The 11,870-nt window shown below is 60.4% G+C and carries 11 protein-coding genes; 5 read left to right on the top strand and 6 right to left on the bottom strand.

Features of this window, described 5'->3' with window-relative positions:
- Positions 1–54: 54 nt before the first annotated feature.
- Complete coding sequence (locus IMW75_RS16010; protein WP_045059666.1) at positions 55–687, bottom strand: DedA family protein; 633 nt, start codon at positions 685–687, stop codon at positions 55–57.
- Positions 688–895: 208 nt separating this feature from the next.
- Between IMW75_RS16010 and hemB the strand changes: the two genes are divergently transcribed.
- Together hemB and ppk1 are read left to right on the top strand one after the other, a co-directional pair.
- Positions 896–1,909, top strand: a complete 1,014-nt coding sequence (hemB, locus tag IMW75_RS16005) for a porphobilinogen synthase (protein WP_045059665.1) — start codon at positions 896–898, stop codon at positions 1,907–1,909.
- A gap of 18 nt (positions 1,910–1,927) precedes the next feature.
- A complete protein-coding gene (gene ppk1 / locus IMW75_RS16000; RefSeq protein WP_045059664.1) occupies positions 1,928–4,150 on the top strand; it encodes a polyphosphate kinase 1 in 2,223 nt (740 codons plus the stop codon).
- Positions 4,151–4,391: 241 nt separating this feature from the next.
- Here the strand turns inward: ppk1 and ppx are convergent, their stop codons facing one another.
- From ppx to IMW75_RS15975, 5 genes are all read right to left on the bottom strand, one after another.
- On the bottom strand, positions 4,392–5,894 hold the full coding sequence (gene ppx, locus IMW75_RS15995) for an exopolyphosphatase (protein WP_045059663.1): 1,503 nt from the start codon (positions 5,892–5,894) through the stop codon (positions 4,392–4,394).
- A 164-nt stretch (positions 5,895–6,058) separates the two neighbouring features.
- Positions 6,059–6,796 carry an amino acid ABC transporter ATP-binding protein gene (locus tag IMW75_RS15990; RefSeq protein ID WP_045059662.1) on the bottom strand — a complete coding sequence of 246 codons (738 nt, stop codon included), beginning with the start codon at positions 6,794–6,796 and terminating at the stop codon, positions 6,059–6,061.
- The gene (locus IMW75_RS15985) at positions 6,783–7,433 is read right to left on the bottom strand and encodes an amino acid ABC transporter permease (RefSeq protein ID WP_045059661.1); all 651 of its coding nucleotides are present in this window, start codon (positions 7,431–7,433) and stop codon (positions 6,783–6,785) included. Before IMW75_RS15985 ends, IMW75_RS15990 begins: the two co-directional genes overlap by 14 nt.
- The gene (locus IMW75_RS15980; protein ID WP_045059660.1) at positions 7,430–8,098 is read right to left on the bottom strand and encodes an amino acid ABC transporter permease; all 669 of its coding nucleotides are present in this window, start codon (positions 8,096–8,098) and stop codon (positions 7,430–7,432) included. The genes IMW75_RS15985 and IMW75_RS15980 overlap by 4 nt, the downstream gene beginning before the upstream one ends.
- 21 nt (positions 8,099–8,119) lie before the next feature.
- Positions 8,120–8,905: a transporter substrate-binding domain-containing protein gene (locus IMW75_RS15975; protein ID WP_205893151.1), complete on the bottom strand. Its 786-nt coding sequence runs from the start codon at positions 8,903–8,905 to the stop codon at positions 8,120–8,122.
- Between the two features lie 256 nt (positions 8,906–9,161).
- Here IMW75_RS15975 and IMW75_RS15970 point away from each other — a divergent pair, with 256 nt between their 5' ends.
- The 3 genes from IMW75_RS15970 (at position 9,162) to rho (ending at position 11,829) form a co-directional block, all read left to right on the top strand.
- Entirely contained in the window at positions 9,162–9,866 is a 705-nt protein-coding gene (locus IMW75_RS15970; RefSeq protein ID WP_045059658.1) for a FadR/GntR family transcriptional regulator, read from the top strand.
- Between the two features lie 123 nt (positions 9,867–9,989).
- A complete protein-coding gene (gene trxA, locus IMW75_RS15965) occupies positions 9,990–10,319 on the top strand; it encodes a thioredoxin TrxA (protein WP_003206727.1) in 330 nt (109 codons plus the stop codon).
- A 250-nt stretch (positions 10,320–10,569) separates the two neighbouring features.
- Positions 10,570–11,829, top strand: a complete 1,260-nt coding sequence (gene rho / locus IMW75_RS15960; RefSeq protein ID WP_007942421.1) for a transcription termination factor Rho — start codon at positions 10,570–10,572, stop codon at positions 11,827–11,829.
- Positions 11,830–11,870: the final 41 nt, after the last annotated feature.

Here is an 11,870-nt window from a genome sequence, read left to right as displayed (position 1 = left end):
GGGGGGGGGCGCATCGGGTGAGCAGGAGCGGTCTCTACGGGTGCAGGGACCGTTTTATTCGGTGGGCGTCTTGGGCGCTGCAGCCTTGGCCTGTTCAGCTTTCAATGCCTGCTCGTCGGCATAGACTTTTTTTGCCAGCTGGGCGTTCTTGAAGCGCCGGCGCAGCCACAGGCCCACGCCCAGGACGAGCAGGGCGCCCAGCACCCATAGCTCGTACTTCTTGACGCTGCCAAGCATGCCTTCCAGCACGGCACCAAAATGATACGCGGCCGCCGACAGTGCCGAAGCCCAGATCGCCGCGCCAATCCCGTTCAGCAACAGATAACGTCCCGGTGGATAGCCCGACAGACCGATCGCCACGGGCATTACCGTGCGTAATCCGTAGACGAAGCGGAAGCTCAGGACCCAGATGTCCGGGTGCTTTCGAATGTGTTCCAGCGCCCGATCGCCCATCATCTGCCAGCGCGGCTTGCGCGCCAGCAATTTGCGCCCGTGCTTGCGGCCAAGGAAATACCACAGCTGATCGCCCGCATAACTGCCACAGAACGCGACTATGGTGACGATCTTGATGTCCATGTAACCGCGGAACGCAAGGAAGCCCGCGAGTACCAGGATGGTTTCGCCTTCGAAGAACGTGCCGAGAAAGAGGGCGAAATACCCGAATTCCTGAAGAAATTGCTGGAGCATTGTCTGGGTGCTGGCGAAATGAACGCGCAGCCTAACCCTTCGGGCACATTCATGAAAGTGTCCAAATGTGTCTCGACGTGAACATTTCATGCAAGGACAATGGAATGCGACTACCTGTCACAGGTGTGCACATAACTGTAATACGACGGTCATAATGGCAGCTTATAACTGTCACGCTCGCCCGCCAGCGCGGGCTCAGGAGTCTGCCGTGAGCTTTACCCCCGCCAACCGCCTGTTCCCAGCCACCCGTCTGCGACGCAATCGTCGTGATGAATTCTCGCGCCGCCTGGTTCGTGAAAACGTCCTCAGCGTCGACGACCTGATCCTGCCGGTATTTGTACTGGACGGTGAGAATCGTCGCGAAGCGGTGGCGTCAATGCCGGGCGTCGAGCGCCTGACCATTGATCTGTTGCTTGAAGAGGCCGCCAAGTGGGTCGAGCTGGGTATTCCCGCGCTCGCGCTGTTCCCCGTGACGCCGGCGGAGCTCAAGTCGCTGGACGCGGCCGAAGCCTGGAACCCGAATGGCATTGCCCAACGCGCCACCCGCGCATTACGTGCGCAGTTCCCCGAGCTGGGTGTGATCACCGACGTTGCCCTGGATCCGTTCACCACCCACGGCCAGGACGGTATTCTCGATGAAGAAGGCTACGTGCAGAACGACATTACCGTCGATGCACTGGTCCGCCAGGCCCTGTCCCATGCCGAAGCCGGCGCCCAGGTGGTGGCGCCGTCCGATATGATGGACGGGCGCATCCAGGCGATCCGCGAGGCGCTGGAGCTGGCCGATCACGTTAACGTGCGGATCATGGCCTACTCGGCGAAATACGCTAGCGCCTATTACGGTCCCTTCCGCGATGCGGTGGGTTCCGCGCTGAACCTGGGCAAGGCTAACAAGGCCTCCTACCAGATGGACCCGGCCAACAGCAACGAGGCGCTGCACGAAGTGGCGGCGGACTTGTCAGAAGGCGCGGACATGGTCATGGTCAAGCCAGGCATGCCGTATCTGGACATCCTGTGGCGGGTCAAAGAAGAATTCAAAGTGCCGACGTTTGTTTATCAAGTCAGCGGCGAATACGCCATGCACATGGCGGCGATCCAGAATGGCTGGTTGAGCGAAGGGGTAATACTCGAATCCCTGACCGCTTTTAAACGCGCAGGCGCCGACGGCATCCTGACCTACTTTGCCGTCCGTGCCGCTCAATTGTTACGAGAGCAAAAATAGCCCTCCCAGGAACATTCCATGAATACCGAAGGACTCACTGAAGTTGCCGTAAAAGATGCTCAACCCGTGGTGGAGCAAGTCGCCGAAACACCGCCGGAGCTGGAGCCAGCGCCACCCGCAGTGGTCGTCGAAGCCGCAGTGGCGGCACCGGCGATTGCCATTCCCGGCCTGGATGACAGCAGCCTGTACATCCATCGCGAGCTTTCGCAGCTGCAGTTCAACATTCGCGTGCTGGAACAGGCACTGGATGAGTCCTACCCGTTGCTGGAGCGGCTGAAGTTCCTGCTGATCTTCTCCAGCAACCTGGACGAGTTCTTCGAGATTCGTGTGGCCGGACTGAAGAAGCAGATCACCTTCGCCCGTGAACAGGCGGGCGCCGATGGCCTGCAACCGCATCAGGCCCTGGCACGCATCAGCGAGCTGGTGCATGGTCATGTCGACCGCCAGTACGCCATTCTCAACGATATTCTGTTGCCGGAGCTGGAGAAACATCAGGTCCGCTTCATCCGTCGCCGTCACTGGACCACCAAGATCAAGACCTGGGTGCGCCGGTTCTTCCGCGACGAGATTGCGCCGATCATCACGCCGATCGGCCTTGACCCGACTCACCCGTTCCCGTTGCTGGTGAACAAGAGTCTGAACTTCATCGTCGAACTGGAAGGCATCGATGCGTTTGGCCGCGACTCTGGCCTGGCGATCATCCCTGCTCCGCGCCTGCTGCCGCGAGTGATCAAGGTGCCGGAGGAGGTGGGCGGCTCCGGTGACAACTACGTGTTCCTGTCGTCGATGATCCACGCGCACGCCGATGACTTGTTCCAGGGCATGAAGGTCAAGGGCTGCTATCAGTTCCGCCTGACCCGTAACGCCGACCTGGCGGTCGACACTGAAGACGTTGAAGACCTGGCCCGCGCGCTGCGTGGTGAGCTGTTCTCCCGTCGTTATGGCGATGCGGTGCGACTGGAAGTGGCTGACACTTGCCCCAAACACCTCTCCGACTACCTGCTCAAGCAGTTCAACCTGCACGAGACCGAGCTGTATCAGGTTAACGGGCCGGTCAACCTGACCCGTTTGTTCAGCATCACCGGCCTCGACAGCCAGCGCGAGCTGCAATACCTGCCGTTCACCCCGCAGATTCCGAAACTGCTGCAGAACAGCGAGAACATCTTCAGCGTGATCAGCAAGCAGGACATCCTGTTGCTGCACCCGTTCGAGTCGTTCACCCCGGTGGTCGACCTGTTGCGCCAGGCCGCGAAAGACCCGCATGTATTGGCCGTGCGCCAGACGCTGTACCGCTCCGGTGCCAACTCGGAAATCGTCGACGCGCTGGTGGATGCAGCCCGTAACGGCAAGGAAGTCACCGCGGTGATCGAATTGCGCGCGCGGTTCGATGAAGAGTCCAACCTGCAACTGGCCAGCCGTCTGCAAGCGGCCGGTGCAGTGGTGATCTACGGCGTTGTGGGGTTCAAGACCCACGCCAAGATGATGCTGATCCTGCGGCGCGAGGCCGGGGAGATCGTGCGGTACGCTCACTTGGGCACCGGCAACTACCACGCAGCCAACGCCCGTCTGTACACCGACTACAGCTTGCTGACCTCCGACGATGCGTTGTGCGAGGACGTGGGCAAGCTGTTCAGCCAGTTGATCGGCATGGGCAAGACCCTGCGCATGAAGAAACTGCTGCATGCGCCGTTCACCCTGAAAAAGGGCATGCTCGACATGATTGCCCGGGAAACGCAGTTCGCCCTGGAAGGCAAGCCGGCACACATCATTGCCAAGTTCAACTCGCTGACTGATCCGAAGATCATTCGCGCGCTGTACAAGGCCAGTCAGTCCGGGGTGCGCATCGACCTGGTCGTGCGCGGCATGTGCTGCCTGCGCCCGGGCATCGCCGGGGTTTCGCACAACATCCATGTGCGCTCGATCATCGGGCGCTTCCTGGAGCATACGCGGGTGTTCTACTTCCTCAATGGCGGGGAAGAGCAGATGTTCCTCTCCAGCGCCGACTGGATGGAGCGCAACCTCGACAAGCGGGTCGAGACTTGCTTCCCGGTGGAAGGCAAGAAGCTGATCATGCGGGTCAAGAAAGAGCTGGAGCTGTACCTGAGCGACAACACCCACAGCTGGAGCTTGCAGTCGGACGGCCGTTACATCCGCAACACGCCTACCGGCAACCAGAACCCGCGCAGTGCGCAGGCGACGTTGCTGGAGCGGTTGGGCAGTCCGATCCTGGCAGTGCGTTAAGCCTCAAGGGGCATAAAAAATGGCGATCCCTGTGGATCGCCATTTTTTTTGCTGCCGTCACTGCCGTCACAATCACCGCAACTGCAATCACCACACTCGCTGCGATCACGCATTCGCTGCGATCGATGCAATCAATGTAGGAGCGAGCTTGCTCGCGAAAAACCTGAGAGCGCTGCGGGGTGTCAGGCTGCCAGCTTTATCGTTCACGTGCATCGCGAGCAAGCTCGCTCCTACAGGGGCACTACCGGACGTTGAGGGTAAAGCCCACCCGGGTCAGCCACTCCGCTTCCAGGGCAAAATCCGCCTGGGTCAGCTGGTTTTCATCCAGCCAGTTGGCCGGGAACAACACATCCAGGCTGTCGCCATTGGCCCGCAGGACCACCTGGGGCATTTCCTGGGTGCCACGGATGTGGTGGAACAGGATCGCGAAGCGCAGCAGCACGCACAGGCGGATCAGCTTGCTGCCGTCACTGCCGAACTCGGCAAACTTGTCCCGGGGAATGTTACGGCGATGCCCGCGCACCAGCAGTGCGAGCATCTGCTGGTCTTCGCGGGAGAATCCGGCGAGGTCCGAGTGCTCGATCAGGTAGGCGCCATGCTTGTGGTAATGATAGTGAGCGATGTCCAGGCCCACTTCGTGGACCTTGGCCGCCCAGCCCAGCAGTTCGCGCCACACGCCGTCATCCAGGTCCCAATCTTCGGCTACCTGGTCGAAGGCATGCAGCGCCTTGCGTTCTACCCGCGCCGCTTGTTCCAGGTCGACGTGATAACGCTCCATCAGCGAGCTCAGGGTGCGCTCACGGACGTCTTCGTGATGATGACGGCCCAGCAGGTCGTAGAGCACGCCTTCACGCAGTGCGCCTTCACAGTGGTCCATGCGTTGCAGTTCGAGGGCGTCGAAGATGGCTTCGAGGATCGCCAGGCCGGCCGGGAAGATTGCGCGACGGTCGGGCTTGATGCCTTCGAAATCGATCTTGTCGGCGTCCCCCAGCTTGAACAGCTTGCGCTTGAGCCAGGCCAGGCCCTCGGCGTTGACTTCGCCGGTGCCATGCCCGCCGGCCTTCAGTGCCAGGCCGATCGCGCGAATGGTGCCCGAGGAGCCGATGGCCTCATCCCAGGTCAGGCGGTGCAGAGCGTGTTCAATGCTCATGATCTCGAGCCGCGCCGCCGTGTAGGCCTGGGCGTAGCGAGCCGGTGTGACCTTACCGTCCTTGAAATAGCGCTGGGTGAAGCTCACGCAGCCCATTTGCAGGCTTTCGCGCAGCAGTGGCTCGAAGCGCTGGCCGATGATGAACTCGGTGCTGCCGCCGCCGATGTCGGCCACCAGGCGCTTGCCCGGGGTGTCGGCGAGGGTGTGGGACACGCCAAGGTAGATCAGGCGCGCTTCTTCCCGGCCGGAGATGACTTCCACCGGGTGACCGAGGATTTCCTCGGCGCGACGGATGAATTCATTGCGATTACGCGCTTCGCGCAGGGCGTTGGTGCCCACGATCCGTACGGCGCCCGGGGGCATACCGTTGATCAGTTGGGCAAAGCGTTTCAGGCAGTCGAGCCCGCGCTGCATGGATTCTTCGTTGAGCTGGCGCTCTTCGTCGATACCTGCTGCCAGCTGAACCTTCTCCCCGAGACGCTCGAGAATACGGATTTCGCCGTTCTGGGCCTTGGCCACGACCATGTGAAAGCTGTTGGAGCCCAGGTCGATTGCGGCGATCAGGGACAGATTCTTGGCTTGGGATTGCGGCATGGTCTGGGGGTCTCGGTCGATAACCTCGACATCGTGCCACGATCAAAGGCTGACGCCAACGCGCAGTGTTCAAACCCTTGATCCTGCGCAACCCTGTAGACGACCGCTGCGCGGTCAATCGCGGGCAAGCCCGCGATGAGGCCATCACAGGCCCTGCAGAGCTTTCAGACTGTCGCTTCCACAGTACCAATGAAATTCGCCAGCTCCGCTGTCTGCGGGTTGGCAAACAAGATCTTCGGGTCTCCCACCTCATGCACCTTGCCCAGGTGCATGAACACCAGCTTGTCCCCAACCTCCCGGGCAAAGCGCATTTCGTGGGTGACCATGATCAGCGTCATACCGTCTTTGGCCAGTTGCCGAACCACACTCAGCACCTCATTGACCAATTCCGGGTCCAGCGCCGAGGTGATTTCGTCGCACAGCAACACCTTCGGCGACATGGCCAGTGCCCGGGCGATTGCCACGCGTTGCTGCTGCCCGCCGGACAATCGATCCGGGAATGCATCAAACTTTTCCCCGAGCCCTACTCGCTCCAGCATTTCGCGCGCCAGTTCCCGGGCTTTGGCCTTCGGTACCTTCTGCACAACTTGCGGGGCGAGCATTACGTTTTCGCCAACGGTCAGGTGGGGGAACAGGTTGAACTGCTGGAACACCATCCCGACCTTCTGTCGCAGAGTGCGCAGGTCGGCACGGGCGGCGTCGAGGTATTCGCCGTCGACTTCAATCACGCCATCATTGATCGACTCCAGGCCATTGAGCGTGCGCAGCAAGGTCGATTTGCCCGAGCCACTGCGGCCGATGATTGCCACCACCTGGCCTTCCTCGACACTGAGGTCGATGCCTTTGAGCACGTGGTGATCGCCGTAATATTTATGCAGGGCGGAAATTCTAAGCAGAGGCATGCAGTCTCCTTTCCAGGTAGCGCGCACTGAGGGACAAGGGGTAGCAGAGCAGGAAGTAACCGAGGGCGACGAGGCCATAGACCATGAACGGCTCAAAGGTCGCGTTGGCGAGCATGCCGCCGGTTTTGGTCAGCTCGGTGAAGCCGATGATCGAGGTGACGGCAGTGCCTTTGACCACTTGCACCGAAAAGCCCACGGTCGGCGCCACGGCGATGCGTAGCGCTTGCGGCAGGATCACGTAGCGCAGTTGCTCCAGCGGGTTGAGCGCCAGGCTCGATGAGGCTTCCCATTGGCCGTCGGGGATCGAGTCGACGCAGCCGCGCCAGATCTCCGCCAGGTAAGCGCTGGTAAACAGGGTCAGGGCGACGGCCGCAGCCATCCACGCGGAGATGTCCACACCGGCCAGCGCCACACCGAAAAATACCAGGAACAACTGCATCAGCAGCGGCGTGCCCTGGAACAGTTCGATGTAGGTGCGCGCGATATTGCGCGGCAAGGCTTTCTTCGAGATGCGCATGACCATGACCAGCAGACCGATCAGCCCGCCGCCAATGAACGCCACCAGTGACAGCGCCAGCGTCCATTGCAGGCCCGTGAGCAGGTTGCGCACGATGTCCCAGAAGGTGAAATCGCTCATTGGCTGCTCCTTGCAATGTAACGACGGCCGATCCAGTTCAGGAGCTGGCGAATCAGCAACGCCATGCACAGGTAGATCAGCGTGGTCAGGGCATAGGTTTCAAAGGCGCGGAAGTTGCGCGACTGAATGAAGTTGGCGGCGAAACTCAGCTCTTCGGTGGCGATCTGCGAGCAGACCGCCGAGCCGAGCATGACGATGATGATTTGGCTGCTCAGGGCCGGCCAGACCTTGCCCAGCGCCGGCAGCAGGATGACGTGGCGAAACGCTTCGAAGCGGGTCATCGCCAGCGCTGCGGCGGCTTCCAGCTGTCCTCGGGGGATCGCCTGAATGCCGGCGCGAATGATTTCCGTGGAATAGGCGCCCAGGTTGATCACCATCGCCAGCACGGCGGCCTGCCATTCGGAAATCTGCACACCCAGTGACGGCAGGCCGAAGAAGATGAAAAACAACTGCACCAGGAAGGGTGTGTTGCGGATCAACTCGACGTAAACCCCGAAAATCACCGAGAACGGGCGAATGTTCCACGCCCGTACCAGCGCGCCGACGATGCCTAGCGCCACCCCGAATACCGCGCCAATGGCGGTCAGTTCAAGGGTGAACAACGCACCGCGCAGCAGCAGGTCGGTATTTTGCACCACCGGTAGAAAGTCGAACTGATAAGCCATGTCAAATCTCCCGGGCGACGATCAGAGATCGGCCGGCAGTGGCTCTTTCAGCCAGGTCTGGGAGTTTTTCTCCAGCGCGCCGTCGGTTTTTGCAGTGGCGAGGATCTGGTTGACCTTGCCCAGCAGCGCCGGCTCGTTCTTGTTCACCCCGACGTAGACCGGCGAATCCTTGAGCTTTACTTTCAAAGCCGGCACGCGCTTGGGGTTCTTCTCGCTGATCGCCACCATCACCACGTTGCCGCTGGCGATCAGATCGACCTGGCCGGCGAGGTAGGCGGCGATGGTCGAATTGTTGTCTTCAAAGCGCTTGATGGTCACGCCTTGCGGGGCCACCTTGGTCAGCTCGATGTCTTCGATGGCGCCACGGGTGACGCTGATGGTCTTGCCCGTGAGGTCGTCCAGCGTCTTGATCGTGGCCTCTGGCGGGCCGAACACTGCGAGGTAGAAGGGCGCGTAGGCGCTGGAAAAGTCGATGACTTTCTCGCGTTCGGCGTTCTTGCCAAGGCTGGAAATCACCAGGTCGACCTTGCCGGTGGTCAGGAACGGAATGCGGTTAGTGCTGTTGACCGGGGTCAGTTCGAGTTTGACCTTGAGCTGGTCCGCCAGCAGCTTGGCAGTGTCGATGTCCAGGCCGCGAGGCTTCATGTCCGGACCCACCGAGCCGAAGGGCGGGAAGTCCTGTGGCACGGCGACTTTGAGGACGCCGCGCTTGACCACGTCCTCCAGGCCGTCGGCGTGGGCGGGCGCCTGGCTCAGCATCAGGCTGGCAAACAGGGCTGCGAGGAGGGCGCTGTAACGCTGGGTCATGGCAAATCTCCGAATCGGCGAGAAGTGATTTCTGCGGATCGACAGAGCACGGGCCATGCCAAGTATCGGTTTCGGGTGGCACAGCCCCCGGGTTTACTGGGTTTGCTCGGTCTTACTGGTCTGAACAGTTGAGCCCTGATTCGCACCCTGATAGCGCATCGTCATAACTCTGCGAACCCCCATGGGGCACGACTTGCCGGACGCTGCGAATAGCTTTAAAACTGTCCGCTCATTCATCCGGTTCGTCTGAAAAACCATGAATTCGATCTCCCGAGCCGTTCCTGAAGTGGCGCTGCAAGCCATCCGTAAACTGATCACCGAACAGGGGTTCGGGCCGGGGGATGCCTTGCCCTCGCAACGGGACCTGGCGGTGCAATTGGGCGTGAGCCGGGCGTCGTTACGCGAAGCGCTGTCGTCGTTAAGTGCCCTGGGGCTGATCAGCATCCAGCCGGGCAAAGGGGTGTTTGTGCAGGCGCCCGTGGACCTGGCGCGGTCCGACGCGGCGTTGAGCTGGCCCTTCGCGGCACAGGCGTCGCCCCTGGACATCTTCCAGTTGCGCTATGCCCTGGAGGGGTTCGCTGCGGGCCTGGCAGCGGTGACGTTAAGTACTGTCCAGCTCGATGCGCTGGAAGACAACGTGGCCGCGATGCGCAACGAGTTGAAGGTGGGCGACTTTGAAGCGGCGGCGCGCCTGGATTTCGAGTTTCACCGGCGCATCCTGCTGGCCAGCGGCAATCAGGCGATGCTGAGTATCCTGACCGCCAGTGCCGACATCTTCCTGGAGAGCCAGAAGCTACCGTTCATCCGGGCCGAGCGCGCCATGGAAACCTGGCAGGAGCACCGCAAGATTCTCCGCGCACTGGCACGCCGGGCGTCCGGGGCCGCACAGAAGGCGATGCAGGAACACGTGCGCAATGCCGCGCTGCGCACCGGAATTGCCTTCATCGCCCCCGCCGCCTGATGAATTGAGCTATACCCAAACTCATGCGGCACCATAGCAAGAGTCAATCATCTGCAGCTTCCTGAACGGGGGAAGGGCGGCTATGATGGGCCACGTTTTTTTGCTTACAACCTGGAGACTTCCATGAGCAGCGATCTTATCAAACACGTTAGCGACGCTAGCTTCGAGGCCGATGTACTGAAGGCCGAAGGCGCTGTGCTGGTCGACTACTGGGCTGAATGGTGCGGCCCTTGCAAAATGATCGCTCCTGTCCTGGACGAGATTGCAGAAACCTACAAAGGCAAGCTGACCGTTGCCAAGCTGAACATCGACGAAAACCAGGAAACCCCGGCCAAGCATGGCGTGCGCGGTATCCCGACGCTGATGCTGTTCAAGAACGGCAACGTTGAAGCGACCAAGGTCGGCGCACTGTCGAAGTCGCAATTGGCCGCTTTCCTGGACGCCAACATCTAAGCGTCGTAATAAAGTGTCTGAAAAAAAGGCCCCGCTATTTGCGGGGCTTTTTCGTTATCGAGGGCTAGACGCTCCGAAACTCAGGTGGTACATTCGGCCCCGCACTGGTTTCTCCTTTGCCCCCTGCTAGCCGTCGCCGACGCACTCCTTTTCGAATAAGTACGCGATCCTGTCGCCTTCTCTGCGGCGCGGCCTCATTAAGCCAAAAGCTTAATTTCCCCCCCTCCATAAATGATTACGTCATTCCTATATGAATCTGACTGAACTCAAGCAAAAGCCGATTACCGAACTGCTCGAATTGGCCGAACAGATGGGCATAGAAAATATGGCCCGTTCGCGCAAGCAGGACGTGATTTTCTCCCTGCTCAAAAAGCACGCGAAAAGCGGCGAGGAAATCTCCGGTGATGGCGTGCTGGAGATTCTCCAGGACGGCTTCGGCTTCCTTCGCTCCGCTGACGCTTCCTATCTCGCTGGCCCAGACGATATCTACGTCTCGCCAAGCCAGATTCGTCGCTTCAACTTGCGCACCGGTGACACCATCGTTGGCAAGATCCGCCCTCCCAAGGAAGGCGAGCGTTATTTCGCGCTGCTCAAGGTCGACACGATCAACTACGATCGTCCCGAGAATGCGAAAAACAAGATTCTCTTCGAGAACCTGACCCCGCTGTTCCCGACGGTGCGCATGAAGATGGAAGCCGGCAACGGTTCCACCGAAGACCTCACCGGTCGGGTCATCGACCTGTGCGCCCCGATCGGCAAAGGCCAGCGTGGTTTGATCGTGGCACCGCCGAAAGCCGGTAAAACCATCATGCTGCAGAACATCGCAGCCAACATCGCGCGTAACAATCCTGAAGTTCATCTGATCGTGCTGCTGATCGACGAGCGTCCGGAAGAAGTAACCGAAATGCAGCGCACCGTGCGTGGCGAAGTGGTTGCCTCGACGTTCGATGAGCCGCCAACCCGCCACGTGCAGGTTGCCGAAATGGTGATCGAGAAGGCCAAGCGCCTGGTCGAGCACAAGAAAGACGTGGTGATCCTGCTCGACTCCATCACGCGTCTGGCTCGTGCCTACAACACCGTGATCCCGAGCTCCGGCAAGGTACTCACCGGTGGTGTCGATGCCCACGCCCTGGAGAAACCGAAACGTTTCTTCGGTGCCGCGCGGAACATCGAGGAAGGCGGTTCGCTGACCATCATCGCCACCGCGCTGGTTGAAACCGGCTCGAAGATGGACGAAGTGATCTACGAGGAATTCAAAGGCACGGGCAACATGGAACTGCCGCTGGATCGTCGTATCGCTGAAAAGCGCGTGTTCCCGGCTATCAACATCAACCGTTCCGGCACTCGCCGCGAAGAGTTGCTGACGGCCGATGACGAGTTGCAGCGCATGTGGATCCTGCGCAAGCTGCTGCACCCGATGGACGAGATCGCTGCCATCGAGTTCCTGGTCGACAAGCTGAAAACGACCAAGACCAACGATGAGTTCTTCCTGTCGATGAAACGCAAGTAAGTCGATAGATCAGCAAAAGCCGGGGAAACCCGGCTTTTTGC

It is taken from the genome of Pseudomonas gregormendelii (assembly GCF_017114825.1).
GTDB lineage: Bacteria > Pseudomonadota > Gammaproteobacteria > Pseudomonadales > Pseudomonadaceae > Aquipseudomonas > Aquipseudomonas gregormendelii.
This window is presented reverse-complemented; position numbering and strand designations above follow the sequence as displayed.